This is a genomic window from Variovorax paradoxus (assembly GCF_030815975.1).
Taxonomy (GTDB): Bacteria; Pseudomonadota; Gammaproteobacteria; order Burkholderiales; family Burkholderiaceae_C; genus Variovorax; species Variovorax paradoxus_N.
Genome location: NZ_JAUSXL010000002.1, coordinates 5,034,770 through 5,058,812, shown reverse-complemented (window position 1 = coordinate 5,058,812; position 24,043 = coordinate 5,034,770). Strand labels below are relative to the sequence as shown.

At 61.2% G+C, this 24,043-nt stretch carries 25 protein-coding genes, 2 tRNA genes and 1 pseudogene; 10 read left to right on the top strand and 18 right to left on the bottom strand.

Translation table 11 applies throughout. The features are described from left to right. Nucleotide 1: 1 nt before the first annotated feature. From QFZ47_RS27590 to QFZ47_RS27575, 4 genes and pseudogenes are all read left to right on the top strand, one after another. On the top strand, nucleotides 2-883 hold the full coding sequence (locus QFZ47_RS27590; RefSeq protein ID WP_307658659.1) for an alpha/beta fold hydrolase: 882 nt from the start codon (nucleotides 2-4) through the stop codon (nucleotides 881-883). Continuing rightward, nucleotides 883-2,157 carry a hydantoinase/carbamoylase family amidase gene (locus QFZ47_RS27585; RefSeq protein WP_307658658.1) on the top strand — a complete coding sequence of 425 codons (1,275 nt, stop codon included), beginning with the start codon at nucleotides 883-885 and terminating at the stop codon, nucleotides 2,155-2,157. Before QFZ47_RS27590 ends, QFZ47_RS27585 begins: the two co-directional genes overlap by 1 nt. Then, complete coding sequence (locus tag QFZ47_RS27580) at nucleotides 2,154-3,191, top strand: cupin domain-containing protein (RefSeq protein ID WP_307658657.1); 1,038 nt, start codon at nucleotides 2,154-2,156, stop codon at nucleotides 3,189-3,191. Before QFZ47_RS27585 ends, QFZ47_RS27580 begins: the two co-directional genes overlap by 4 nt. Nucleotides 3,192-3,558: 367 nt before the next feature. Beyond that, a pseudogene (locus QFZ47_RS27575) lies at nucleotides 3,559-3,984 on the top strand (phage terminase large subunit family protein); the annotation flags it as partial. Between the two features lie 210 nt (nucleotides 3,985-4,194). On the opposite strand, the gene QFZ47_RS27570 reads toward QFZ47_RS27575, so the two are convergent. Further along, nucleotides 4,195-4,344, bottom strand: coding sequence for a hypothetical protein (locus QFZ47_RS27570; protein ID WP_307658656.1), 150 nt, complete (start codon nucleotides 4,342-4,344; stop codon nucleotides 4,195-4,197). A 235-nt stretch (nucleotides 4,345-4,579) separates the two neighbouring features. Next, the gene (locus QFZ47_RS27565; RefSeq protein WP_307658655.1) at nucleotides 4,580-4,798 is read right to left on the bottom strand and encodes a hypothetical protein; all 219 of its coding nucleotides are present in this window, start codon (nucleotides 4,796-4,798) and stop codon (nucleotides 4,580-4,582) included. Nucleotides 4,799-5,145: 347 nt separating this feature from the next. Between QFZ47_RS27565 and QFZ47_RS27560 the strand changes: the two genes are divergently transcribed. Both QFZ47_RS27560 and QFZ47_RS27555 read left to right on the top strand, forming a co-directional pair. Then, entirely contained in the window at nucleotides 5,146-5,370 is a 225-nt protein-coding gene (locus QFZ47_RS27560; protein WP_307658654.1) for a hypothetical protein, read from the top strand. A gap of 196 nt (nucleotides 5,371-5,566) precedes the next feature. Continuing rightward, the gene (locus tag QFZ47_RS27555; protein ID WP_307658653.1) at nucleotides 5,567-5,848 is read left to right on the top strand and encodes a hypothetical protein; all 282 of its coding nucleotides are present in this window, start codon (nucleotides 5,567-5,569) and stop codon (nucleotides 5,846-5,848) included. 823 nt (nucleotides 5,849-6,671) lie between these two features. Here the strand turns inward: QFZ47_RS27555 and QFZ47_RS27550 are convergent. Further along, complete coding sequence (locus QFZ47_RS27550) at nucleotides 6,672-7,196, bottom strand: hypothetical protein (RefSeq protein WP_307658652.1); 525 nt, start codon at nucleotides 7,194-7,196, stop codon at nucleotides 6,672-6,674. Nucleotides 7,197-8,369: 1,173 nt separating this feature from the next. On the opposite strand from QFZ47_RS27550, the gene QFZ47_RS27545 reads away from it, so the two are divergent. The 3 genes from QFZ47_RS27545 to QFZ47_RS27535 all read left to right on the top strand — a co-directional run bounded on the left by QFZ47_RS27545 (nucleotide 8,370) and on the right by QFZ47_RS27535 (nucleotide 12,615). Beyond that, entirely contained in the window at nucleotides 8,370-9,266 is an 897-nt protein-coding gene (locus tag QFZ47_RS27545) for an abortive infection family protein (protein ID WP_307658651.1), read from the top strand. Nucleotides 9,267-10,115: 849 nt separating this feature from the next. Continuing rightward, nucleotides 10,116-11,684, top strand: a complete 1,569-nt coding sequence (locus tag QFZ47_RS27540) for an AAA family ATPase (protein ID WP_307658650.1) — start codon at nucleotides 10,116-10,118, stop codon at nucleotides 11,682-11,684. Next, nucleotides 11,677-12,615 (top strand): DUF4435 domain-containing protein, encoded by a 939-nt coding sequence (locus QFZ47_RS27535; RefSeq protein WP_307658649.1) that lies wholly within the window; start codon nucleotides 11,677-11,679, stop codon nucleotides 12,613-12,615. Before QFZ47_RS27540 ends, QFZ47_RS27535 begins: the two co-directional genes overlap by 8 nt. Before the next feature lie 427 nt (nucleotides 12,616-13,042). On the opposite strand, the gene QFZ47_RS27530 is transcribed toward QFZ47_RS27535, so the two are convergent. The 8 genes from QFZ47_RS27530 to QFZ47_RS27495 form a co-directional block, all read right to left on the bottom strand. Then, nucleotides 13,043-13,693 (bottom strand): hypothetical protein, encoded by a 651-nt coding sequence (locus tag QFZ47_RS27530; protein ID WP_307658648.1) that lies wholly within the window; start codon nucleotides 13,691-13,693, stop codon nucleotides 13,043-13,045. Between the two features lie 94 nt (nucleotides 13,694-13,787). Beyond that, the gene (locus QFZ47_RS27525) at nucleotides 13,788-14,435 is read right to left on the bottom strand and encodes a hypothetical protein (RefSeq protein WP_307658647.1); all 648 of its coding nucleotides are present in this window, start codon (nucleotides 14,433-14,435) and stop codon (nucleotides 13,788-13,790) included. A gap of 47 nt (nucleotides 14,436-14,482) precedes the next feature. Beyond that, nucleotides 14,483-14,797 carry a hypothetical protein gene (locus QFZ47_RS27520; RefSeq protein WP_307658646.1) on the bottom strand — a complete coding sequence of 105 codons (315 nt, stop codon included), beginning with the start codon at nucleotides 14,795-14,797 and terminating at the stop codon, nucleotides 14,483-14,485. Next, complete coding sequence (locus tag QFZ47_RS27515) at nucleotides 14,797-15,054, bottom strand: hypothetical protein (RefSeq protein ID WP_307658645.1); 258 nt, start codon at nucleotides 15,052-15,054, stop codon at nucleotides 14,797-14,799. The genes QFZ47_RS27520 and QFZ47_RS27515 overlap by 1 nt, the downstream gene beginning before the upstream one ends. Before the next feature lie 62 nt (nucleotides 15,055-15,116). Then, the gene (locus QFZ47_RS27510) at nucleotides 15,117-15,395 is read right to left on the bottom strand and encodes a hypothetical protein (protein ID WP_307658644.1); all 279 of its coding nucleotides are present in this window, start codon (nucleotides 15,393-15,395) and stop codon (nucleotides 15,117-15,119) included. Further along, on the bottom strand, nucleotides 15,395-15,826 hold the full coding sequence (locus tag QFZ47_RS27505; RefSeq protein ID WP_307658643.1) for a hypothetical protein: 432 nt from the start codon (nucleotides 15,824-15,826) through the stop codon (nucleotides 15,395-15,397). Before QFZ47_RS27505 ends, QFZ47_RS27510 begins: the two co-directional genes overlap by 1 nt. A 20-nt stretch (nucleotides 15,827-15,846) precedes the next feature. Further along, nucleotides 15,847-16,464 carry a pentapeptide repeat-containing protein gene (locus QFZ47_RS27500; RefSeq protein ID WP_307658642.1) on the bottom strand — a complete coding sequence of 206 codons (618 nt, stop codon included), beginning with the start codon at nucleotides 16,462-16,464 and terminating at the stop codon, nucleotides 15,847-15,849. Between the two features lie 411 nt (nucleotides 16,465-16,875). Next, nucleotides 16,876-17,478, bottom strand: a complete 603-nt coding sequence (locus tag QFZ47_RS27495; protein WP_307658641.1) for a hypothetical protein — start codon at nucleotides 17,476-17,478, stop codon at nucleotides 16,876-16,878. Nucleotides 17,479-18,181: 703 nt separating this feature from the next. Here QFZ47_RS27495 and QFZ47_RS27490 point away from each other — a divergent pair. Further along, entirely contained in the window at nucleotides 18,182-19,354 is a 1,173-nt protein-coding gene (locus QFZ47_RS27490) for a hypothetical protein (RefSeq protein WP_307658640.1), read from the top strand. A gap of 73 nt (nucleotides 19,355-19,427) precedes the next feature. On the opposite strand, the gene QFZ47_RS27485 is transcribed toward QFZ47_RS27490, so the two are convergent. The 7 genes from QFZ47_RS27485 to QFZ47_RS27455 all read right to left on the bottom strand — a co-directional run bounded on the left by QFZ47_RS27485 (nucleotide 19,428) and on the right by QFZ47_RS27455 (nucleotide 24,037). Then, a complete protein-coding gene (locus tag QFZ47_RS27485; RefSeq protein ID WP_307658639.1) occupies nucleotides 19,428-20,066 on the bottom strand; it encodes a hypothetical protein in 639 nt (212 codons plus the stop codon). 65 nt (nucleotides 20,067-20,131) lie between these two features. Further along, on the bottom strand, nucleotides 20,132-20,500 hold the full coding sequence (locus QFZ47_RS27480; RefSeq protein WP_307658638.1) for a hypothetical protein: 369 nt from the start codon (nucleotides 20,498-20,500) through the stop codon (nucleotides 20,132-20,134). Between the two features lie 118 nt (nucleotides 20,501-20,618). Beyond that, nucleotides 20,619-22,370: a site-specific integrase gene (locus QFZ47_RS27475; RefSeq protein ID WP_307658637.1), complete on the bottom strand. Its 1,752-nt coding sequence runs from the start codon at nucleotides 22,368-22,370 to the stop codon at nucleotides 20,619-20,621. Between the two features lie 238 nt (nucleotides 22,371-22,608). After that, nucleotides 22,609-22,685, bottom strand: a tRNA-Arg gene (locus QFZ47_RS27470). A gap of 100 nt (nucleotides 22,686-22,785) precedes the next feature. Continuing rightward, nucleotides 22,786-23,034: a hypothetical protein gene (locus QFZ47_RS27465; RefSeq protein WP_307658636.1), complete on the bottom strand. Its 249-nt coding sequence runs from the start codon at nucleotides 23,032-23,034 to the stop codon at nucleotides 22,786-22,788. A 110-nt stretch (nucleotides 23,035-23,144) separates the two neighbouring features. Then, nucleotides 23,145-23,534 carry a hypothetical protein gene (locus QFZ47_RS27460; protein WP_307658635.1) on the bottom strand — a complete coding sequence of 130 codons (390 nt, stop codon included), beginning with the start codon at nucleotides 23,532-23,534 and terminating at the stop codon, nucleotides 23,145-23,147. Between the two features lie 426 nt (nucleotides 23,535-23,960). After that, nucleotides 23,961-24,037, bottom strand: a tRNA-Pro gene (locus tag QFZ47_RS27455). Between the last annotated feature and the right edge of the window lie 6 nt (nucleotides 24,038-24,043).

Genomic DNA, 24,043 nt, shown 5'->3' with positions numbered 1-24,043 from the left:
CATGAGTTTCGCCACCACCGCGGACGGTATCCGCCTGTACTACGAGACCGCCGGCAGCGGCACGCCCATCGTGTTCGTGCACGAGTTCGGTGGCGACCATCGCAGCTGGGAGCCGCAGATGCGCTACTTCTCGCGCCGCCACCAGTGCGTGACCTTCGGCGCGCGCGGCTATCCACCGTCCGACGTGCCGAAGGACATCGAACGCTACTCGCAGGCCATTGCCGCGGACGACATCGCCGCCGTGATGGACGCACTGCAACTGCCGCGCGCGCACATCGTCGGCCTTTCGATGGGCGGCTTCGCGACGCTGCACTTCGGCCTGCGCCACGGCGGGCGCGCGGCTTCGCTGGTGATTGCCGGCGCGGGCTACGGCGCCGAGAAAGAGCATGAAGAATATTTCCGCGGCGTCTCGCTGGAAGTGGCGAAGCAGTTCGAACTGCAGGGCGCGGAGCGTTTCGCACGCACCTATTCGCTCGGCGCGAGCCGCGTGCAGTTCCAGAACAAGGACCCGCGCGGCTGGCAGGAGTTTGCGGCCTGGCTCGGCCAGCACGACGCGGTCGGCGCGGCCAACACCATGCGCGGCGTGCAGGCGCGGCGTCCGTCGATCTACGACCTGGAAGCCGAACTGCGCGTGATGGGCGCGCCTTCGCTCGTGGTGGTCGGCGACGAGGACGACCATTGCCTGCAGCCCGGCATCTTCCTCAAGAAGACCATTCCCGCCTGCGGCCTGGCCGTGATGCCGAAGACCGGCCACACGCTCAACCTCGAAGAGCCGGCCGCGTTCAATGCCTTGCTGGCGGAGTTCTTTGCGCAGGTCGAGGCCGGCCAGTGGAAGCCGCGCGATCCGCGCGCGCTGCCCAGCCAGATCATGAAGACCGACTGATGGCGCAGGCAAGGTCGCAGCGGGCACCTGCCGCGTGCCTCGTCAATGCCGAGCGCCTCTGGCAGCGGCTCATGGCGCTTGCGCGCTGTGGCGCCACCGCCGGCGGCGGCGTCGATCGGCAGGCGCTCAGCGCGGAAGAGATCGAATCGTGGCACGTGATGATCGGCTGGGCCAAGGCGGCCGGGCTGGAACCCGCGACCGATGCGGCGGGCAATCTCTTCATCGCGCTGCCGGGTCTCGATCGCGAGGCGCCGCCGGTGCTCGCGGGCAGCCATCTCGACAGCCAGCCCGGCGGCGGCCGCTTCGACGGCGTGTACGGCGTGCTCGCGGCGCTCGAGGTTCTGACCGTGCTCGCGGAGCAGGGCGTCCGTCCGCCGATGGACATCGTCTGCGTGGCATGGATGAACGAAGAGGGTTCGCGCTTCGCGCCCGGCATGATGGGTTCCGAAGCCTTTGCGGGCGTTCGCACGCTCGAGTCCGTGCGCTCGGCGCGCGATGCCGATGGGGTTTCAGTGGGCGGGGCGCTTGATGCCCTGCATGCCGCGTTCCCGTCGCTGCGGCGCAGGCCGCTCGGCTTTCCACTGAAGGCCTATGTGGAAGCGCACATCGAGCAGGGCCCGGTGCTCGAGGCGGAAGGCCGGGTGATCGGCGTCGTCACCGGGATCCAGGGCAAGAAGACATTCGACGTCGTGATCGATGGCGAGCGTGGCCACGCGGGCACGCTCGCCATGGCCGGCCGGCGCGACGCGCTCGCCGCCTTTGCGCGCATCGCGGCAGCGCTGTACAGCGAGGTCGGCGGCCATGACGACGCGGTGAAGTTCACCATCGGCCGGCTCCAGGTCGAGCCGAACGCGCCTTCGGTGGTGCCCGAGCGCGTCACGCTGCGCATCGATCTGCGCCATCCCGACAATGGCGTGCTCGACTTCCTGGGCCAACGCTTGATCGCCCTGTGCGGCATGCATGCCGCGCCTTGCAAGGCCACCGCGACTCAATTGGTCGATGCGCCATCCAACGCTTTCGATTCCGCACTGCAGGCGGCCATTGCCATGGCGGCGCAGCAGCTGGGCGAGCCGCACATGCCCCTTCTTTCCGCCGCGGGCCACGACGCGCGCCACATGGCGGCGCTGTGCCCGAGCGCGATGATCTTCATTCCCTGCCGCGGCGGTGTGAGCCATGCGGCGCACGAATGGGCCGAGCCGGCGCACGTGGCGGCCGGTGCCGACGTGCTGCTGCGCGTGCTGCGGCCTTATGCGGGTTGCGGGGACGGCGCTTGAAGACGAACGAGCCGCTCACCGACATGGCGGACCTGCCGGCGCAGCGGCCCACCGCACCCGCGACTGCGGCGCAGGCCCGCGCGCGCTACTTCAACTCCGGCAATGCGTTCAACGTGAAGCTGCCCGACGTGCCCGCGCGGCTCTTCGCGCCACCGCGCGCAGATGCGTTCGGCGTGTTCGACTGCGACCAGTCCGATGCGCTGGGCTGCGGATTTGCGGCCACCACGCCGCTCATGCTCGCGCGCTATCTGCGCATCGCACCCGGTGAGGCGCTGCCGCTCGACGTGCGCGCCACCGGCTCGGTCTGGTACGTGATTTCAGGGAGCGGAGAGCTTGGCGGCATGGCCGAAGGCCTCGCATTCGGCGCGGGCGACATCTTCCTGCTGCCCGCGGCACGGGGCTACCGGCTCAGCGCCGGTGCCGCGGGCGCGTTGCTGTGGACCGTGGGCAACGAGCCGCAACTGGCTTTCGACGGGTCCCAGCCACCTGTGGCGTCGAGCGCGCTCATCGATGCAGTCCACTATCCCTTCGACGAGATCGAACGGCAATTCGCGCTGATCTTTTCCATGGCCACAAGCGACGCGACTTCGGGCCGTGCGCTGATTTTTTCGTCCGATCGGCAGGAGGCTGCGCGCAATCTCACGCCCACGCTGACCTTGAGCTTCAATACCCTGGAGCCGCACACGCACCAGCGATCGCACCGCCACAACTCCGCGGCCGTCACGCTGGTGGTGCAGGGTAAGGCATGCCATTCGATGGTCGGCGCATTGCGTTGTCCATGGATGCCATGGGCGACCCTTGTCACGCCGCCGGGCGCGCCGCATTCGCATCACAACGCGGGCATGAAAGGCGCGCGCTTCCTGATCGTGCAGGACGGCGGGCTGCACTATCACGCGCGGACGATGGGGTTCGAGTTTCTGGAGGCGGCCGCGCAGGCCGTCGCGGCCCGCACCGGCCCAGAAGATCAACCCGCCGGGTGGTGCCGGGAAGAAAGCACGAAAGCCTCGGAGGGCGAATCGGGATGCGGCCCGTAGGCCGATCCGAAGTAGCGCGCGGCCGCGCGTCCCAGGTTCGTGACCTCGTGCACCGTGGCACAGGGCGCCGCCGCCCCTTGTGGCGGCGAGAACGCTACCTTGATGTACCCGGCATCCCGCAGATCCTTGAGCCCATCTATTTCAGACGGACCGTAGAACCGCGTTGGCAGCCGCGTCGTCAGTATCTGCTTGAAAAGCGTATGCGCCACGTTACGACTCCCTGACCAGAGGGTGGATTGGGCGACACAGGTGCGCGGCATTGCACACCGGTCGGGTCGGAAGATAACCCAGTCGATGCGGCCTATCGATCCCACATTCGGCATAGGCCTTGGTGGGTGGATAACGGGGGCGGAGGGGAGAGATGGCCCCGGACAAGCCCGGCGGCAAGTTCCGCGTGCTCGAGCGCCACCAGTGGCGCGGCCTCGACTTCGAGGCGCAGGCCCAAGCCATCCGGCAGATCACGCTTCGCTACAACGTGACGTTCGTCGGCATCGACATTACCGGACTGGGGCAGGGCGTCTATCAGCTGGTGACCAAGTTCTTTCCCGCGGCGAAGTCGATCAACTATTCGGTCGAGTCGAAGACCCGCCTGGTGCTCAAGGCGAAGAACGTCATCGGCAAAGGGCGCCTCGAGTTCGACGCCGGCTGGACGGACCTGGCGCACGCGTTCCTCGCCATTCGCAGAACGCTTACGGCCAGTGGCCGCAACGTCACATTCGACGCCGGCCGCAACGAAGAGACCGGCCACGCCGATCTCGCGTGGGCCTGCATGCATGCCCTCGACAAGGGTTAGGTCTAGGTTAGGAAAAAATTAGGTTTGTCTGAAGTGTTGAAACCCGCATGGATAAAGGCTTTGCAGCGTGTTTCGTGGGGTCGATTAGGAAAGTTAGGCTTTTCCCGAACCCTCCCCGGAATTCTGGGTCGGCAGCGGACGGTGGCGCGACGAGGGGATCTCGTTCGCAAACTTTCGGGCGAAAAAAAGCCCGCTGAAGCGGGTTCACGTTCAGTTGCTGAACCGGATAGCAAGCAGTACGAGGAGATACATGCACACCATGATCGCACTGAGGACGGCGAACTGCGTGGACGACATGCCCGCGTCTTCACGCAGCAGGTTCATGAAGAAATTTTCCGGTAGCAGGTTGTGCGATTCCATGCGCGTTCTCCAGTGAAGTGGTCAACTGGCGCCGCTTGTTTGTCCGTCCTGGAACAAAGCGTTTCGCCGTGAAGTTCACTGTAGAAATTGCGCCGTCCGCCCGCATGAGTGGTGCGCCCCTTTTCCAGGGAGACAATCGCCCTGCCCACCTCGTCGTTGCCTATGACAAAGTGCCTCCGCCTCTCAGAGGCAGGAATCGGAGCCGGAAGGTCGCTGCACGGCTTGAGCAATCGGCTCAATCCTTTGCGTGTGCGCGCGTGATCGTGACAGGACCGATGCCGCTGTAGATCGTCGCGTTCGTCTTCGGACAAGTGACGGTCCAACTGTCGCCGGGCGTCACCTTGTAGTCGCCGGGCGTCAGTGGCAGCTCGCGGTCTTCATGCACCTGGCTGCCCAGCCACGATGGCATGCGAAGGATGGTGGCGGGTTCGATAAAAAATTCTGTTTGGGACATGCCGAGATTGTCGCGGGAGGGCGCGATCAAACAGGTCGCACCTCGATGTACGCCTCGGTGGTATCGCCGAGATCCCGGAAGCCCGCGTCTCGGGCCGCTTCATAGGCCTTTGCCCAGCGCGAGGCAAGCATGACTTCTGTGGCGCGCCGTAGCCCTCGACCCACTTGGATCGCTCAGCCATCTCCTCGCTGGTCTCGGGAATCCGCCGGACCTCGCGGCTCGTCAGATCGGGCTGGAAAAAATAGAAGAACTCGACCTCTTTCGTGGGGACCTCGGTGACATTCGTGGTTTCCAAAAGTACTGGTTAAATATACAGTTCTTTGGGTAGAATGCAAACCATGGACACAATGCCTGCCACCCTCTGGATTGCCGCCTGCGCGCACCGGTTGCAGCAGCAGTGGCACACCGTTGACCCGCTCGAGCTGGAGGATGTCGCGCGTGATCTCTGGCGCGACGAACGGCTGCGAACGATGCTGCCAGACGCGGCGGCCGTGGAGTGGCTGAAGCCGATTACCGAGCGACCCAGCTCTGCCGATCGGGTGGCCGCTGGCCTGGAAGCCGGCCACGTCTGACATCTCGAGCCCTTGCTCGAAACCCAATTTGCAGTTGCCCCGATTCTTGGTTTGCGGGGCCTTTGACGTGGCGACATCGTCAAAGATTTCCGCCCAGCAGCGTGCTGGGCGTTTTTTTGTCCGCGTGCGCCAGATCGGCCGAGACAGTCGAGGTCGTCCGACTTGCCGAAGTACGGATCCGGGCGACTATCGGGCCATGCAGCCACTCTGCAGAATCGCCGTCACCGTGGTCGAAGAGGAAGAGGGCGCCTACCGCTGGCGCCTGATCGAACTCGAAGGCGAGGGCTGGCACAGCCTCAACCAGCAGTCGCGATCCGTAAAGACTTACAAGGCAGCGATGGCTGCTGGCCTGCTCGAACTGCAGAAGATGGTCGAGGATCTCGACGTCGGGCCGCGAGAGGAGGAGCTTGAGCCGGCGAAGCCCAAGAAGAGCGGATCCGTTTTCGGCTTCGGGTTTGGGCTGCCGAAGATGGGGTGACCATCAGCACCAGAGCGCGATTCTTCCCCAAGATTTTTGGAAGATGCGATTTTTGTGGGGGAACGTGGAGCAACAAAATGGCCTGCCCGGAGGGGATCGAACCCTGCACCCCAGTGTTTTGGGGAAGCTAATTTCGTTATAAATCAACTAGTTAGCTAGCGTCCTCAGGCCGTGTGATACCTGGAAATTCTGTTCCAAGTGCACATGGTGCGCCTTGAGTATGGCATGGGAATCTCGACGTGCGATGAATTCATGCGTCGCTTTGCGTAGGCCTTACCAGCGGCGTCACTCTTCGCGAATCTGCCGGACTTCGCGACTAGTTAAGTGGCGCACGCCATACATCCTTGCCCCTTCTCCAAAGAGCGTTGCGAGGCTGTCCAGTAGTTGCTGGTGATCCGTTCCGGCGATGGCTTCCGCTGCGCCCACAGAGACCAAAGTCACCTCCGGATGCGTTGCACCCGCTCGGACCAGAAATGATAGTTCCGCCCCTCGCAGCCATGTCGCAACGTAAGGAACGATCGAAGTTGACCCAACGGAGTAGCGTTGCGTGGCGTAACTTGATCCGCCGAGACAGGCAGCCCTTGCGCCGTTATCTTGAGAGAAAAGCGCCGAGCGCAAGTCCGAAAATCTGCGTCCTCGGCTCCCATGGCGGCGCCAGCGAGGGCTTCCTACCTTCGTCTCCATCTGGTGGATACCAAATTCGATGACTCCCGGTTCATCAAGTTGACTGAGCACTAAATCCCACGACATCGAACCCTCCACGCAAGAAGACTTGGTGTCTCGACAGTAATCGGTTGCTCAGGATTACGACATAGGGCGTTTGTCACGTACGTCTTAGGGCAACATCTCTTCGGGTAGCCGCTGCGCGTTCCTGCGCTTCGGCACGATGCTTTTCGCGCAGCGCCTGTAGCAGTGCCAGATGATCCCGCTGTTCAACGTCGAAGCCAAGGCTTGCCGAAGCCTGCCGAAGGCCCCCGGTGCCTCCCCCTCGCCGACGAATGGCTTCGGTCTGCCGTTCCCGAATCAGCGCCTTTATCGGGTCGCGATACGGCCCGCGCACGCGGTTGAGTTGACGCTTCACCCATGCTTTCCGAGTCTTACGCTCACGGGCACTGGCGTCCTGCTGGGCCTTGATTGCGAGCCACTGCGGACTGAAGAAGTAGGCGGCGTTAATTCTGTTCGCCTTGTCTATGGCGCGGCGTGTGCGCTCCCGCGTGTTTCGTAGCGGCTTGCGTGCGGCGCGGGCGGCGCCATTCGCCTCGGATGTGCAAGGCTTGCAGGCAGGGCCATAGCGGCTCAGCTGCCATGGGTACCGGCGGCTATCGACGTAGAAGTGATCCACGTTCAACGGGAGCACCTTGGCGCAGCGATTGCAAAGGCGATGCGTGGGCAGCAAGTCGGGATGTGGGCGGGTCAGCCGAGAGTCGGCGTGCTCCGGTGTGATCTCAGGTCGTGGCATTGGGTGGGATGGTGATGGTGGATGGCGGACCCAGTTGATCCCCGGGAGTCCCTTGGCTGCCTGGATGTCCTGAGCAGTCTTGCTGCGGCGGTTCATCTCACGATGTGGATTCAGCAAGACCCATTGAGCCGCAAGTGCAGGCGCGTGGATGCGGAGGCGCAGGACCCTCGAGACGGCCCGCACATCGCTGGCGGCGGATGCTGCGCCGTGACACAAGGGACAGAGGGCCTCTACGCGGCTACGATACGGCGCATGACGCACGATGAACTCCAGCAAGTTAACGCGAGCATTCAGCGCAGCCTCGCGCAGACATCGCGCAACGCCGCCGACCTAGAGCGCCAGCGTCTCTCCATCGTTGACAGACCTTGGTTTCCCTTGGGTCGCCATGCCCTGTGCGGTGGCCCTGGGAGTCGCCTTGGCCCTAGTCACGCGATAAGTCGGAGCGGGATGGTCCAGGCAGGCCACGGCTTGCTGGGTGATCGTTGGGCGGAGGGTATGCAACCCTACGGCTGTCCTATGCGAATCAATGACTTAGCACCGACGATCTGTTGATTCGACCAGCAAACTGCCGCCTCTGTGGCACTTGGCAGTGCGCACGCGATGGGGAAACCAGCGAGACCCGAGCGGCCCAGGGTGATTCCAGCAGGACTCTAAAAGTGGTTTGGAACGGTGACATCGGCCTGATGTGCCCAGACTTGTTGACGTTCTGCGGACCGATGGCTGCTCGGCTGTCTGCGTATACCCAGTTGACACGCTGGCGGCCTCAGGTCGCCCAGGGATGCGCGGCGGTCCCAGGCGTTCACAGTCCATCTTCGCAATCGGCGCATGCCCAGAGCGTCCACGCTGGCCCAATGGCCGCAGGAGGACTCCCTCAGGTGCGAGCGGCCAGAGGGCCCCAGCGCCCCGCCAGAGGGCCCTCAGGGCCCCTAGGGGGCGCTGCGTGCGCGGCGGGGACGTAGGAGTGTCGCGAATATTCTTGGTATTTTTTAGGCCGCCGAGTCCCCGAGGAGCGCCGTGAATCGCGAGCCGACAATGGACGCTTCGCAGCCCTTTGGTCTCTCAATGGCTAGGCTCATCCCGCCGCCCCTCCTTGCTATCGTTTCGAACATCGTCTCCACAGTCGAGACCCACGCCAGCATGAACAGCCTGTTTATGTACGCCGAGGCTCCAGGCGAGCCACCAGACGGGAGTAAGCACGTCAAGGCACAAGAGTGGTTACGACATACGAACAAGCAGCATCCCGAGCCTTTGGCGGTTCTCGGACGGATCATCAGCGGGTACATGGAAGACCCCGTGATGGCGGCTGACTACGTTGTCCCTCGATGGACAACGGAAGACGAAGACACCCTGAAGAAGCGAGAGAACGTCCGGAAGATTGAGACGGTGCTCGCCAACAATGGGCTGCAGTATCGCGTCGGCGGATTCATCACAGGTGGTGGGCTTGCGCCAAGTAAGACGCTGGGTCAGTTGATCAAGGGCCGCGACATGCCCGCGATCCATCGTGAGTTTGATCGCGCTATGGAGACCGTTGAGGCCAAGCCGCGCGAGGCAGTGTCGGCCGCCTCAAACATTCTTGAATCGATCTTCAAGATTTATATCGAGGACAACAAGCTGACGATGCCGGACAAGCAGGATTTGCAGCCAGTGTTCAAGGTCGTTCGTGCAGACCTCGGGCTTGACCCCGGAAGCATCGAGGACCAGGACCTGCAACGAATCATCACGGGCCTGTTCTCAATCGTTGATGGTATCGGGGCACTGCGCACGCATGCGGGCAGCGCCCATAGCGAGGGCCGCAAGGGCTACAAGCTTGAGCCTCGGCATGCACGTCTTGCGGTCAATGCCGCGCACACGGTCGCAACATTCGTAATGGAGACCTGGGACAAGAAGATCGGGTTCAAACCGCCAACTGCGACCGCCAAACCCGTGCCCGTCGAGCTTGACGAAGACACCCCGTTCTAGAGGGCCAGGACGCCATCGATTGCAAGGGGCCCAGGAAGCCCCGAGGCCGTCATGGGGCGCTAGTTCGCTGGATTGATTCATCGGGCCGGGGAATGATTGAAAAGAGACTGCCCAGGGGCCCCAGTCTCCTAAAAGAAAGGCGCGGGGGGCCAAGGGGGCTGGCCTCACGCGGTGACGCAGGAGTGCAGACGAAGATTTCGCACGTTTTTAAGCCGGGACCGCTGCGCCTCAACGGCACGCGGGCGGCGCCGGGCAAAGCGTCCCTTGAGAGACCCCCTGGGAGACACCGAGGCACCCAAAAGGGTCACGGAGAGTCCAGCGGCGCGGCCTGCATCGATTGCGGGTTCTCTGGCGAACCGTTGCCTTCCATTCCCGACGCGAACCAAATGAGCCAGGAAGCCAAGGAAGATCACGACGAACAGCATGCCGCCTGCGGTAGACAGCGGAGAGGGTGATGGCATCGTCAGGACGGCGCCCAGGACCCCGAGGGCGCTGGCCTTGTCGGTGAAACCAAGATGGTCCTCTTCCATGGTGACTGCCGGGGGCAATCACCGTGGCGGGGCTTCGTTCTGGTCTTCGGCGCCGACTCGCGCGGAGTGCCGTCCCGTCCGTTAGCGTCCGCGAGCAGCCGGAACACCTCGCACCCGCAGCGTGATGCCTCAGCGCGGGAGACGGCATGGGGGCATGGGGGAAGCGGATGAGGGGAACGATTTTTTCGGATGATTTCTTGCCCGGCTTGGTGATTCCGCAGCATCCAATGTTCGGGGCTCGTTACTGGTATATCCCGCTACCTCAGACCGTGGCAATCGGCGTTTCGCTTGTATGCTAGGCAGCAACAAGGGGTAAGTAATGGAACAGTCCGAATCGGCACGAGACACCACGCGGGCGGCACGCCAACCATCCATAGTGGAACACTTTTCAATCGAAGGACTCTTCGGGTACAGATCCGTGAGCCTCTCATCAAAATGCGCAGCGACCGTACTTATTGCTCGCAACGGCTCTGGAAAGACAACCCTCATTGCAGCGTTAGACGCCTTTTTGCGTGGGCAATTCACCCGGTTTGCCGCCCTTAAATTTGAGAAGGTCACGTGCATTTTGCGTGGTCAACCCGAACCCTTGATCCTCCTCCGGAGTGATGTAGACCAGCTCACCGATTTGTCAGCACATAGCGAAATTGCAATCGGCGCAAAGAATTGGGAAGTGGAGCCCCTTGCTCTGTTGGAATTGGTCGAAATGGCTGCCACGGACGCCAAGATGTCCGACTTAATGGACAACCCGACTTTTTACACAATATACGCGAAGGTTGGGTATGACTCCACACTTGCTCGTCGGCAGTGCGAAAGGCTGGCCTCGGCTATTGAGGGGAGAAATCCAAACATTGATACTTTGAGGCGAACTGTGCGTTCTGTACTCAGTGGTACGGAAATTGTCTATTTACCGACTTACCGCAGAATTGAACTTTCGATACCGACTTCGGATGCGCGGCAAAGCGGAAGGCGAAAAAGTATTCTTTCCCGACTAGGTGTGGCGAGAAGTGGTCTTTACACTGCCGACATTCAGTTTGGATTAGGTGATATTTCGGATCGATTGAAAGCCTTGTATTCCGAAATGCTTTACCTTTCGAATCAAGGCTATGGAAAGGTAAGCGCCAATATTATCAATGACTTGATTTCTGGAAATTACAAGGAAGAGGGTTCGAACCCTAAATTTCCACCAACAAAAGAATCTTTGGAAATTTTCTTTTCTCGAATTAAAAATGCGGAGCGTGAGCGAGGATATGCCAGGGGGCCGTATCAGAACTTCGTTGCCAGCCCGGACTTGGATAGAGTCTATAGCGGAGATGTTGCAGATGACGCCAAGCCCTTTTTAAATTATTTTCTAGACCAGCTAAATTCCGTAATTCAGCAGACGAGAGGATCCGAAGAGTTGGTCGAAGCATTCATTGGCAACTGCAATAGGTATTTATCTGATGATGATCAATCGACTGATCAGTTTGAAGAGGGCGCCGAGAATGCGCAGGACAAAAAGCGGTTAACATTTAATAGAAAAAATTTCAAGGTAAAAGTCAGCAGTCTGTCGTCAGACACCGAAGTGCCACTTGAAGCGCTTTCCTCGGGTGAGAAGCAAATGATCTCGCTATTTGCTCGGCTCTATTTGTATCCTGGCCCGAAGATCGTACTAATTGACGAGCCGGAGCTTTCGCTCTCGTTGGATTGGCAGCGAAAAATTCTGACTGATGTTCTTCAAGCCCCGACGTGCAAGCAGGTCATCGCGATTACTCATTCTCCATTCATATTTGACAACGCGCTGGAGCCCTTTGCTGGCTCGTTGCAGTTAAAGATCGTCTCGAACAAGAGCGAACCGCTTTTTCCTGCAAGCCAGTTTGGCGAGGAAATCGAGGAGGACGGAAATGAATAAGCCTAACGAGCTTCCACAAGAAAAGGTGGCGGACAAATATCTTGCAAAAGTCAAACAAGCCAAGGATGTCCGAGCAGTCTTAAAGGTCGATTTCGCTACATTTGCTTCTGCCGTGCCAGAAGAGGTAAAGGTGTTTGCGTATGAGGGGCCAGCCGATAAATTCATCTACTATCATTGGATTCGAGAGTTGCGACCTTCCCTTCGCTACGAGGCGTATATTTGCAAAAACAAGGCCAAGGCTTTGCAACTTTTTGATATTTTGCAGAGTGATTTAACTGGCCTAGGTGAACGTGTTTACTTTTTTGTTGATAAAGACTTTGATGATCTTCAGGGGCGAGCCGCCACAAGCAAAGTCTTTTTAACTGATAGGTACTCTATAGAAAACTATATTGTTTGCCCCAAGCTCTTGGAGGACTTGCTTATGATCGATTTTCACTGCAATGGCCATCCCGGTGCGCGAATTGAAGTGCGGGAGTACTTTGAAAAGATATACTCCAAGTTCCTTGAAATTACGAGGAATCTGAACTTTAGAATTTTTGCCGCCCGAAAACTACAGATAGAACAGACGGAAGACCTGCCCGATAAAATCAACTTATTGGCTCAGGTGGAATTGACTGAAATTTCTCCGACTGAGCACGCGGTAGAGGGTTTGGTGAAACTTGGCAGAGAACCTACCGCAGAGGAGTGGGCGGGATTGAAGGAAGCATTTGCAGCCATTAATCCAATGCAAGGATATCGAGGCAAGTTTGCATTGCAATTTTTTGTCAAATGGTTGGGATTGCTCCGCCAAGACAGAGCGTCGTCGCCATCTGTTTTATTTCCAATGCTGCCAGCATCAACTTTCATGGTGGACGGGAATTTCTCTTTGCAGACTCTTGCACCTAAGGCCGCGCCTCCAAAGGACCTCGGAGCATTTCTGGCCTCCATATAAATCTCTGCAATTTCCGGGTTGATCTGGAATGCCGCGAGCCGAATGGATCGTGCGACAGAAACGGGTGGAATCCGTTCAGAGGCCACGGCTCAGCGCCGATCACGTTGCGGTATCAGTTGAAGCGAAGGCCGGCGCAAATCGTATGGACCATTTAGGTAGCGTACGACGTCCCGCTGCTCGGTCGTCCCGACGATCAGTCGAGCCAGTTGCCATACCCGGCGGTCTGAACTGCCCGGAGTTCTTAGGACGACACGGGGGTCCGTGATGGACCCGGTGCCACGCCGTCGGGCCCCTTGGATTCGCATGGAGAACCCAGCAATCAAGACCGGCTGTAGGCGGTCCCACGTCTCGCGGTCCATGGTGACAGAGACGGTCGAACCGCCATCGGGCCCCAGCCCATGAGCGGCCGGAAGCTCGACAGTGACAGTCACGCCAGCGTCTCGACAGTGAAGTCGGCGGGTCGCCGCAGCACCCCGAGCAGGGCCCCAAGGTCCATGATCTGCGGCGGATCCATGGCGCGACATCGCATGGTCACAGCGCCATTGGCCCCCAGCATCCATGTGGAACTGTCCACGCGGGTCTTCGGGTGACGCACGAGGTCGCGGTAAGCGGATGTCGGGAGCACGGCGTGGCCGATGAGATTGCGTCGGGAGTCCACCAGGACCACGCGGGTGCTGGGGCCCGTCGTGTCTGGCAGCGGTGCGCGCACCTTGCGACCATTCACGAACAGAGGCGGCGGTCCGCCTTTGCCTGTCGGCGGGTGGTAAGTAGCGGTGCTGGGCGTCTTGCTGCTGATACACGCGAAAGCGGCGGCGGCGATGATGGCTTCGCCCTTGGTCGTCTTCGGGATCTGCTTTGGCTTCGGCGGCGCGATCAGGTCGGCCAGGGTCTCCAGGGTCAGGCCGTGCAGTTCGTCACGAGACTTGCGGTAGACGCGAACGTCGGCACCGACAACGCAGAGACGCGACAGGTCTACGTCGAGGCCCAGGAGGCCCGCATGCGTGGCGGGATCGACTGCCACGTCATGGCCCTCGATGGTCGTCAGGTGGATGTCTTGGGTCGTAGCGTGATCGTTCATGTGGTCCATAAGTGGAAAGACCGCCAAGCTTTCGCGTGGCGGCCGAATGGGTGAGGTGGTAAGTCTGCAAGCCCCGGGGCGGGGGTCACGGAATCTAAGTTTGTGTGTCGGGTTTGCGCGGTCTGCGCGTGCCCTTGGGAGTCGATACGGTCTCGTCGTCGGTCCAGCCGAGTCGCTTTCGGTTGCGCAGGAACGCAGCGGAGACGTTCAGGTGCCGCGCCCATGCCAGCAGGGGCATGCGGATCTTTTCGGTCTCAAGCCACAGCGTGTTGCGCTTGCCCATAGCTTGCTCGGCGCGGGTTTCCCATCGGACGTTGCCGGGGACGTAGTGACCATTGGGATCTCGGCGGCCCAAGGTCGTGCCTGCAGGGCGGAGGCCCATCCATGCGAGGAACGACCGAAAGCTCGTCCATGCGTGGTCGATCCAGATGCCGCGTCCGCCGTAGTTCTCGTAACCGACATCGGCAGGGTTCAGACATCGGCGCTTCATAGCGGACCACGACCGGTACTCGGGGCTCCGCGTGGCGTAACGAACAGCGTTGCCTTCTCGGACCCGTGCGGGGTTGCGCTCGCGCCATGCCCGGCTGGTTGCGGCGCTGCATTCGCGGCACATGGTCTGCCGGCCGTATTGGCCTCCGACTGTCTGCGACGCAAAGGCGGCAAGCGGCAGGTAGCGCCCACAGCCATTGCGGCCAGCGCATTGCTTCTCGGGCTCGAAGGCGCCCATCGGGATATTGATCATCGGATTTGTGTGTTGATTGGCAGCCCCTTTCGGGGGCTGGTGGTCGCCTATGCGGCGCTGCGGCCGATGGTGGACCGGGGGTCAGGCCTGAAGTCGCGGGAAACCTCGGCGACCTCTGGGGGCGCATGGTGCCCATGGTCCCGCCACGCCTGCGAGTCACGCGCGTGCAGCGGGATCGCCGCGTGCTCTGCGAGGTAGTCCCATCGACCAGCGGCATGCGCTGCATCGGCAATGGCGGCGTGGTAGCAGCGGATCTCTTCGGCTCGGGCCCAATGGGCTCGCCATGTCGCGGCGATTTCCTCGGGGGTCTTGGGAGCCTTGCGGTTGGCGGTGCGCTGGGCGCTCAGCTTGCTAGCCGTCATCAGGTCCGAATGACCAGTGCAGAGTCGAACTCGTAGCCGGCCGGCACACGGGCGCCGGGTTCTACGCGGTTCGCGTCGACCACGGCAGCCGGCAGGGTGCGAGCTTGGAAGTCGGCTGCGCCATGAATCACTTCGCCAACGAAGCCAACCATGCGAATGATTGATTGGTTGTCGATGTATGCGATGCGTTCAGCGGTGATCTCAACGGGAGGGGCGAGGCGGGCACCACGGGTGATGCCAAGGTCTTGAGGGAACATAGGAATTCAATAGAGGGTTTGAGATGCCCCGCCACTGATTGGCCGGCGGGGCGCTAGGCTATTCAATAGCCGCGAGACAGCTTGGACGGATCGACGCCGACAGGCAGGCATATGGCAATGCGATGGGTGCGGCTCTCGTGGGTCACACGGATGTTCTCGGCGTTCGCCACGATGACGTCCAGATGGTCGAGTGCGGCGTTATGCCGCTCGGCGCTCATGACGTGCGAGGCGTTCGCGTGGTACCGCGTGGCTTGTGTTAGACGGCCCATGCGGACCCCGTCGAGCTTGTTGTCCGCGTTGTCGGCCGAGATGGCCAAGATGTCTTGGAAGAAGCTGTTCATCAGCGCCACACGGCTCGGCCGTTGTTCGCCTGCGCGGCCTTGATCGCCTCTGCCAGCTTGGCGGCGTGGATTTGCGTGAGGTCCGGGTGGCGTGGCGCGAGCCCGCTGAGGTATCCGCGCTGCACGCTACGGAAGTCGGATGCGTATCGTTCGGCAAGGACCTCCAGGACTCGGGTCGGGACAAAGCCGGACTCGATGCGACCGATGACCGCCAGCAGTTCGCGACCTTGATGGGCCTGCTCCGGATTGAAGGTGTCGATCACTGCCTTGACAGCCTCGGTCGTGTTGGCGCGGTCCAGCAGTGCTTGCTCAAGGTCGAAGGCCATACGGCCGAACGCGTTGGCTCGGTCAAGCTCAGGCGTGTCGAGATGGCCGCCGGGGGCGTTGCTCGGCAGGGTCGGGGCGAAGGTGGATTTTTTGGTTTTGCTCACGGGATGGTTCTGAGGTTGGGTTAGAAGCGCTTGATCGCGCCGACAGCAGCCGCTTCGGCTTCGGCGTCGGCACGCTGCGCCAACGTGCGGCCGGTGGTTGCGAGCGACCGGATGTCATCGAACGGCGTACGGCACGTTTCGAGTTGCTCGTGTGTGACGTTCGCGAGATGCACGTTGGCGCCAGCGACATCGGCATCGACCAGCAAGGCACGCTGCAGCTTCGCGGCGTTGAACTGGACTCGGCGGAAGTCGCCGTGACTCAGGTTGGTCCCTTGCGCGTTGACGGAATGAAGGTCGGCGCCGGATGCTTTGAGATTGCTAGCGTCGATGCCAGAGATGTGGGCTTGCGTGAGGTCCGCATTGACCAGAGACGCGCCCGTAAGGCATCGCGTGATCGTTGCGCGGGCGAGCTTGGCGCCGTCGAGCTTCGCGTTCTCCAGCGATCCGACGAATGTGGCGCCCTCGGCCTGCATGCCGGTCAGGATGGCGGCGGTCAGGTCGACATCGATCATTCGACCAGTGAAAGACACGCCATCGGCTACAGCCTTCTCGATGGTGCTGCGTGCGTCATGAAGCATGGGTAGCTGCAGCGGGGGCACGAACGGGGAGGAGGCGGTGAGGGTTAGGTACTTGGACATGGGTTCAGTGGTTGGGGGTGGTTGGGTTGGAGAAATCGAAGGCACAGTCGCCCATGCGGCGGCGTCGATGATGGCAACCGTAGAAGTCAGAGATGAGAGTCAGGGGAGATGTCTGCGCGAGATGCGCCGTGTCGGGCGTAGCCCGGGGTCGGCGAGACCGCGCGGGGTCTCAGCGGCGACCTAAACCACGATCATGCGGAAGCATGAAATAGGTCTTTGATGGTCGTAGCCCAGGGGTGGGCGGCGGTCAGGCGGGCCGCATGGTCTTGCGGGTCCGCCGGGTCTGCCAGGAGCCTTGAGGTCCAAGCTCGGCTTCGCCATTGCAGCAAACCCTGTGTATAAGCACGGCGTGTGAAAGCCCAGCATCCATGCGGGTTCCCGGGCGATACACAAATTTGGGGTGCCTTCTTTTTAAGCAAATTCAAGGGCGGTCAGCGATACACAAAGCGAGTCAGAGCGAGCCCATGGAAGCCAATCGGCTGGCTTCCCGTCGATCAACTCTTGCCAGTGAGTAGACGCAGTCGTGTCATCAGTAGCTGGTGAGGCCCTCGGTGTCTTTGGGGCCCCTTGATAGTTCCATGCTTCTGCTGCGCGTACGGCATCGTCAGCCCAGGTCAGTAGGTTGTACCGGCGCACCGACTCGCGCACCAGATGCTCGGTCAGCCCGGGCAGTCGGTCGGCGTTCTCCGCATGCTTTCGGATCGCGGTGCCGCCGATGGCCTGATGCCGCCGCCGGGCGCGGGCCGAGATGATCACGGTGTTCTCTGGCGTGAAGCCCTCGGAGTCAACAAGTCGCGCAAGGATCGGCTGCTGCGGGCTGTCGCCTTCTATGAGGTCGTCCAGTGTGTATACGCAGACTGCGGGCCACGGGAGCAGATGGTCGGGCGTGATCGTCACCGGCAGGTGCCAGATTGCAGCGTAGGGGCGGGCGGCGTCGATCAGCCTCAGGGCCAGCGCCTCAGGCGTTTCCACCGGGGGCGCCTTGCGACGTTTCGCTGCATTGGCGGCCCGCATGCATGCGCTGCAGCGGCCTTGCTTGAACAGCGGGGGACGCGATGCGTCTCGACCAAAAGAATCTAGGGGCAGCACGGAGGCGCACGAGGGGCACCGTTTGTGACCCGTGGGGACGTGGGGCGCTATACGCGGCATGGGTACTCCATGGGTTCAGTAGTGTTCGGAAAAAATGCAGACCCATTGCGGGCCTGCGAGTCATCGGGGGACCCTGGGTCTCACAGCGTGACCAAGGGCCACTTGTCGGGCGGCGTACCGCTCTCGTTTCGTGCGGGTCTTGCACTCGATGCAGTGAGCACCGGGGCCGGTGACCTTGTGCCAGTAGAAGAGCGAGGTTGACTTGTGGAGTCCGCAGGTTCCGCAGGTCTTGTGCGTCAGCCGTGCGTTGTCGTAGAAGGGTGCGGGCATGTTCGTGTGGGTGGTGTGCCGCCGGAGGGCAGCGTGGGCGTGGTGCCTGCGCGGTCGTGTTCGGTGTTAGGAAAAACACAGGGAGAACGCGGGACCATTAGGGTTGCTCACTCTGTACGGGTTTATTCGCAATCAGGGCGGCGACGGTCGTTCTGATGGGCTGAGTCGCGTACATCGCGTCAAGCACGTTGGCTGCCTCGCCCTTGGATAGACTCGCTCCCAACTTGAAGGGAAACACATGTACGGGACAAGGCGCGAGCGGGAGTACCTCTTCTCCACTCAGGACGGGGGAGCAGTTATGCGGGCGCAGATCGCCGCAGCGTGCGCAGAGGCCGATGGTCTGCAAGAGGATCGGCTTCTCAATACGGACGTCGAAGGCCTTGTCGGGTACTTCCTCGAAAAATACGAAGTAACCGTACCAACACTCGACCGTGCGGGGATGGAAGGCAGCCACCATGAGCGCGAGTTCGAACACTTTGATATCTGGGACAAACGGACAATCATGGTCCCGGGCGAGGCGTATGACTTCGAGGTCCCGTTTACCGGTGAGCCCAGCATCTTCAAGATGCAACCCAACGCTTACGACACAAGCCCGCCGCTCGCGGTAGTCGCGGGCAAGACGCTGAGATTTACAGTGGCCGGCCGCACCTTGGCCCCCGAAGCGGTAAAGCAACAGGTCGACATGCTGCTGGATTCAATTGAAAAATACCTCCTATGGCACCAGTCAATGTGGGCCAGCTACCCGGATCAGTTGAGCCGTGAGGTTCGGCAGCGTATTGAGGTTCGTAGCGCGAGGCTTTTGCATCAAAAGGGATCAGTGGCGGCGCTCTCGGGTCTCGGGATCAAGATCAAGGAGAAACCCGGCGATGCACGGACCTTCGTGCCTCCTGTCGTTAAACAGAAGGTGCAGCCGCAGCTTCCGCCGATGAAGCCTTCGCGGCCTCCTGAGCCGACGCTCGACAAAGCCGTCTATGAGAACATCCTCGGCATTGTTCGTGGGGCGGGCCGAAGCATCGAGCAGAGTTCATCTAGGACGCGCAGTCTTGACGAAGAAAGCTTGCGAGACATGTTCCTCGTGCCGCTCAATGCGCATTTCGGCAATGCGACCGGGGAAGCCTTCAACGTCACCGGCAAGACCGATATCTTGATCCGTCACGAGACCGGGAACATCTTTGTGGCAGAGTTCAAAATCTGGGGCGGGGAGAAGCGCTTCATTGCCACAATTGACCAACTTCTCGGCTATCTGTCTTGGCGCGATACGAGGACCGCCATCGTCATGTTCAATCGAAACGCGGGCTTTTCAGGCGTGGTCGCCAAGATGCGCGAATTGGTGAAAACGCACGTCAACTACGTTAACGGGCCGGTACGGCTCGACGAGACGAGCGATAGCTATACGTTCTCGCTGCCTCAGGACAAGGACCGGCACATAACCATTGCGCTCTTGGCTTTCGATCTTGGCGTCAAGCCATAGCCTTCTCGGTGATCCGAATCGCTTATGGGTCTACCTTGTGCGTTCCTATAAAAAAATGAATGAGGACAATGGCTTACGCCTCATTGCAGGTGGACATCCATGACGATATCGGGGTCCACGGTCGACCATAGCGCTCGACAGCGATTCGGTATTCTTCGTACGACGCGATGCGCTCGACGATCTCGGCCGCAACCTGGGCGGTCGGTGGGCCGAAGTCCAGAGGCTGGAACGCGGACTTGACGTTGTAGGCGTCGTCGGGGAATTCCAGCACCGTGCGCGTCGGCCGCACGAAACCATTCCGGCGGTTTCGCTGGGCTCGTTGCGCTTCCCGATCACACGCAGCACAGATGTTGTTACTGACCTGGGCGCCGAACAGATTGGACGGCAAGACCTCGCCCTTGCCGTTGCCCCAGTGGCACCGGCACCAGCGCATGCCCTCGGGGATCACGGCGGGCTTGCTGCGGGTCAAGGTGTGCCGGTATCGGAACGCCTCGGACTCTGCGGCTTTCGTGGCCTCCCGGTCTATGTCGGCCTGCAGGAAGGACGACGGGCGCAGCGGGTACAGCATGGGGACCGGCAGACCCTCACGGATGGCCTTGGCGGTCTGGCGGGCAGCCACGCGCTCTCTGAGCTTGTAGGCGTGTTCCTCCTTACCTCGTGGCGACGTGTCGCGCGTCGAAGTTTTCGCAGTCTTGCGGGTCGTGAGGCTCACTTGGTTCTCAGGAAACTCGGGACCAGCGGGCCCCGGGGCTTCAACGTGTTTCGGGTGTCTGGCCCTCAGTGGACCCGCGTGATGTGCGGCGAGGTCATCGCACGCCATTCCCGCATGCCCGCGAATCTCGCAGCCTTGATCGCCTCTGCGAATTCGGCGCTGGGTTCCACTGACGATCCATCGGCCCCCATGACCGCAGCGCCTACGGGAATGCCTGAGCCCACCAAGATGGACACCAGGGGTCCTGGGGTTCCTGGGGCGCCCTCTGGCAGCGACTCGACGCACAGCGCGGCCCACAGTTGCCCGCAGTCGGTGGCGCCGTACTCGGTAGTGATGGTGCGGTGTGTGCGCTGGACCAGATCACGGCGCAGGGCCTCGATGCGGTTGCGTTGGTCTGCAGTGAAGTCGGCGGGGTTGTGCATTTGCGTGGTCATTGGTTGGTTTTCGGTTTGGCGGTGTTGAGGCCGCGAATTTAGGGGCTTTCCAACCTCTTGTCGTCGAGCGAACTGCGCTCAGTAGAACGCTTCACGACCTTCGCGCAACACCAGGGGCTTATGCTTGACGTCGTTGGTAGACGCGGTGTAGTTCGAACGGGAAAGTCACCCGGTTCAATGAAACACGCACTTCTTCGGGCTTGACGTGCGTGTAGGCCGTGCGGCCTGAACTTCCCCGCGCCGCATGGCCTGTAAGCGCGTCACCCTTCTCCACACCCACGTCAAACGCAGCGAGCCGGCTGCGGATGGTGTGGCGGAATTTATGGTGCCCGTTCAATACTCCAGGAGGTGTGCCAACCGCCTCACGGTAGACCCTCATCCACTCGCCGAACACGTCTCCGGAGGCTACCTTGCCCCCCTTGTGGAATGTTGGGAACAGCTTTGTGTCCCCGGCGTCTTGGCGTGCTTGCACGAACTCCAAGAAGCCGAGGCGGATGCACTCGGCGCTTATAGGCACCTTGCGCCGGCTTTCCTCGGTCTTGACCTTTGAGCCTTCTGCCTCAGCGTGGATGCGGAATAGGTCAATGCCGTTCTCGACCATCACGTCCGCAGTTTCAAGCTGTGCAATCTCACTGATGCGGGCTCCGCACCACAGCGACAGCAGCAGTGCGTAGTAAGCGTCTTGGGGGTCGATCCCCTGGACGACAGGCCATTGCCCCTCGGTGAACAGCTTGGACCCGAACAGCTTCTTAAGCTCTTCGTCAGTGAAGTCTTCGCGCTTTTTGCTGCCCTTCACCTCAAAGTCGGCCAGATCGGGCCATGGATTCTTATCGATCAAGTCCGCACGCACAGCGATGTTCAGCAGCGCTAGGAGACACCCTGCGTAGTTGTGGGCGGTCTTATCACCGAAGCCCCTTGCATCGTTGTCGAGAAGCCATGCCTGCAATGCGAACCCGTGCGCCTTGGTCATCGACTTCAGCGGGTAGTTCTGCCCCGACTTCTCCAGAAGTCTTAAGGCGCGTTCGGTGCGCTCTTGCCCGTCCCTACCGGGCCGGGCACGTTGCATCCACAGGGGCACTACGTCCCGGAGCATCTTCACAGCCTGCGGGGTCCTAGGGGTCTCCTGGGGCACCGCCACAGGCGTCGGCATCGCCGGGGTCTCGACGACGGCCCCTGCGTCCTTCTGGACGGCCCCGGTCCGGGCGCGGGCGTAGCCGTTGAGAGCCGCGTGCAGCGTTGCCACGCCGTCATCGCTTTCCCAGTCGATCGACAGCCCGAGGTGCCTAGCGGCCGCCTCTGCGATTGGTAGGACCGCCAGGAGGTCCCCGGAGGCTATGGCGCCCGCTACGAACTCGACTCGGCGCTTGTTGAGCGCATCGCGAGCAGCACGGACCACCGGAGACAGAGGGGCGAGCTTGGAAACCGGGGCGGGAATCTCGTCTTGGCCGTGCAATTGTTCGATGGCATGCGCAGCGAAGCCCTCGGGGTTCAGATCGTCCTCCTCGACGTAGCCCACACGGACGCCATACGTCATACGGACCGCCCGCGACTTCTCCAGGCGCTCGGCTTGATCAGCTGCCATCTCTGAGGCGTAGACCGCTTGCGCGATGACTTCCCGAAGGGCTGCCGGGATCGTGGCGAGCTTCGGCGGCGCCAGCTGGTGACGCTGGGTATGCCATAGGCGTTCGAACTCGGAGCGCTTTGCTATCGCCCGTACCCGGGCCTCGCCGGGATCTGTCGTGCCTAGGGAGGCATGAAAGCTCAGGCGCTTGCCGCCGTTCAGCGGCTGCAGTTCAAGCGGGCACACTATCCGCAGCCAGTATGTGCGGTTGCGGGGGTATAGGCCGGGGATGTTTTGGACCTTCGCCATGGTCAGGCTCCCTGCGTAGTTGGCGCGGCCACGCTGTTCGCATTTTCGACGCGCTCTCGGGTCACTTCTTGGAATCTAGGGGAGGTCTGAACAGGGGCGCACAAGGGCGCCGGGGGCTTCGAGTCTGAGGCTTTCATGACGTGCTTTCGTGAAGGTTGAACTTCACCAAGTGCACAGGTCAAGTGCTACGCAAATCGGGCTGTAACCCGCATAAAGCCTAGCTTTCCTCGGTAACTCATGGCCTGCCCGGAGGGGATCGAACCCCCGACAACCTGCTTAGAAGGCAGGTGCTCTATCCAACTGAGCTACGGGCAGATTCCGGGCCGGACAGAACAAAAGCTGGTCGGTGCGAAAGGATCCGGGAAGGCCGAATTCTACCTACATCCAAGCCTGGGCCCTCGGCGCCGGAAGGCGATCAGATCTGGACGAAATTGCTGACCGGCTCGAAATTCTCGACGGCCCAGGCGCGAAGCAAGCCGAGCGTCTCGGCTTCCGATTGGCCGAAGGTCTGGTGCTGCGCCAGTGGCGTGGAATTGACCTCGTCCGTGGCACGCGGGGCCCGGCGATTGGGCATCCAGTACAGGGTGGCGGTGTAGGAGACGAGATCCTGCGTGACCTGAACGAGGCCCGTCTGCTTGCCAATCTTCAGTTCGTAGTAGGGCACGGCCAAGCCTGCGTCAGTGAAAGTTGAATTCGACTGTACGCGATGAATTCGCTCCCCCGGGGATTGTTTTCGGCAGCGCGGCCGAATGCCGATGCGCGAGACCCGCGGTGCTATTCGAAGCGTATTTCGGCCACCGTCGGGGCGTCCGGCTCCTTGCTATTCGTATTCGCGAGAGCGCCCTCTTTTCTGAACCAGTAGCGGCAGCCGGTCCTCAAGACCATCGTCACGCACATCAAGCCATCGGCGTCGAGGATCCATGTGCCGGACGCTCTGCCGGGGCCGCTTCGGTTGACAAAATCCACGTGGCCGTCCGAATGGAATTGCCAGCGCGAGACCATTCCACTCGCAAGATTGTTCGAAATGATGGCCCTGCCGATCAAGGTTCTCTCGATATCGGCCTTGCTGAGAAACACACGATCATGGATTGGCACCGGCTCGTCGGCAATGGCAGGTAGGGCTGCGATGCACCACCACATGAGGATGACATGGCGAGCAAACATGGCAGGGCCTGTTCATGAGGTCGCCGGAAGGTCGCTGTTCACGTGCCACGTGCGGCATTCGCCGTCGTTACGTGAAACCAACAAAAAAGCACTACTTTTATGTGCCGAAAATTTCTTTCTGGCCCGGCGGACGGAAAGCAGTTTCTGCAACGCCAATGGCCTCGAAATATAAAACGACATGGTGTGTGCTCCGGTGGCCTCACTCGGCGAGTGTCCGAAGAGTGACGTGGGTCAGGCGCCGGAAGCAGGTTGCCGAGACGCCAGCAACGGCGTGAATTCACTATGCCTGCACCGTTGCCGGCGCGTGTATTGCACGTGTAAGTTGCCACCGTTCGAGGCTGCAAGGCGCTTGGCGCGCAGGGCGTCCGTGGGGCCAAAAGCAAAATGCCTGCAACAACGTAAGTCATTGCAGGCATTCACTTTTTTTGGTCGGGGCGAAAGGATTCGAACCTTCGACCCTCTGGTCCCAAACCAGATGCGCTACCAGGCTGCGCTACACCCCGACAAGC

What these genes read in the sequence shown, in the direction of transcription:
- QFZ47_RS27475 (WP_307658637.1), bottom strand. Translation starts at nt 22,370, where the DNA reads ATGGCGAAGGTCCAAAACATCCCCGGCCTATACCCCCGCAACCGCACA.
- QFZ47_RS27480 (WP_307658638.1), bottom strand. Translation starts at nt 20,500, where the DNA reads ATGACCACGCAAATGCACAACCCCGCCGACTTCACTGCAGACCAACGC.
- QFZ47_RS27565 (WP_307658655.1), bottom strand. Translation starts at nt 4,798, where the DNA reads ATGTCCCAAACAGAATTTTTTATCGAACCCGCCACCATCCTTCGCATG.
- QFZ47_RS27570 (WP_307658656.1), bottom strand. Translation starts at nt 4,344, where the DNA reads ATGGAATCGCACAACCTGCTACCGGAAAATTTCTTCATGAACCTGCTG.
- QFZ47_RS27585 (WP_307658658.1), top strand. Translation starts at nt 883, where the DNA reads ATGGCGCAGGCAAGGTCGCAGCGGGCACCTGCCGCGTGCCTCGTCAAT.
- QFZ47_RS27490 (WP_307658640.1), top strand. Translation starts at nt 18,182, where the DNA reads ATGCGGGCGCAGATCGCCGCAGCGTGCGCAGAGGCCGATGGTCTGCAA.
- QFZ47_RS27535 (WP_307658649.1), top strand. Translation starts at nt 11,677, where the DNA reads ATGAATAAGCCTAACGAGCTTCCACAAGAAAAGGTGGCGGACAAATAT.
- QFZ47_RS27540 (WP_307658650.1), top strand. Translation starts at nt 10,116, where the DNA reads ATGGAACAGTCCGAATCGGCACGAGACACCACGCGGGCGGCACGCCAA.
- QFZ47_RS27555 (WP_307658653.1), top strand. Translation starts at nt 5,567, where the DNA reads ATGCAGCCACTCTGCAGAATCGCCGTCACCGTGGTCGAAGAGGAAGAG.
- QFZ47_RS27460 (WP_307658635.1), bottom strand. Translation starts at nt 23,534, where the DNA reads ATGTTTGCTCGCCATGTCATCCTCATGTGGTGGTGCATCGCAGCCCTA.
- QFZ47_RS27520 (WP_307658646.1), bottom strand. Translation starts at nt 14,797, where the DNA reads ATGACGGCTAGCAAGCTGAGCGCCCAGCGCACCGCCAACCGCAAGGCT.
- QFZ47_RS27500 (WP_307658642.1), bottom strand. Translation starts at nt 16,464, where the DNA reads ATGTCCAAGTACCTAACCCTCACCGCCTCCTCCCCGTTCGTGCCCCCG.
- QFZ47_RS27515 (WP_307658645.1), bottom strand. Translation starts at nt 15,054, where the DNA reads ATGTTCCCTCAAGACCTTGGCATCACCCGTGGTGCCCGCCTCGCCCCT.
- QFZ47_RS27530 (WP_307658648.1), bottom strand. Translation starts at nt 13,693, where the DNA reads ATGAACGATCACGCTACGACCCAAGACATCCACCTGACGACCATCGAG.
- QFZ47_RS27560 (WP_307658654.1), top strand. Translation starts at nt 5,146, where the DNA reads ATGCCTGCCACCCTCTGGATTGCCGCCTGCGCGCACCGGTTGCAGCAG.
- QFZ47_RS27510 (WP_307658644.1), bottom strand. Translation starts at nt 15,395, where the DNA reads ATGAACAGCTTCTTCCAAGACATCTTGGCCATCTCGGCCGACAACGCG.
- QFZ47_RS27495 (WP_307658641.1), bottom strand. Translation starts at nt 17,478, where the DNA reads ATGCGGGCCGCCAATGCAGCGAAACGTCGCAAGGCGCCCCCGGTGGAA.
- QFZ47_RS27545 (WP_307658651.1), top strand. Translation starts at nt 8,370, where the DNA reads ATGGCTAGGCTCATCCCGCCGCCCCTCCTTGCTATCGTTTCGAACATC.
- QFZ47_RS27525 (WP_307658647.1), bottom strand. Translation starts at nt 14,435, where the DNA reads ATGATCAATATCCCGATGGGCGCCTTCGAGCCCGAGAAGCAATGCGCT.
- QFZ47_RS27590 (WP_307658659.1), top strand. Translation starts at nt 2, where the DNA reads ATGAGTTTCGCCACCACCGCGGACGGTATCCGCCTGTACTACGAGACC.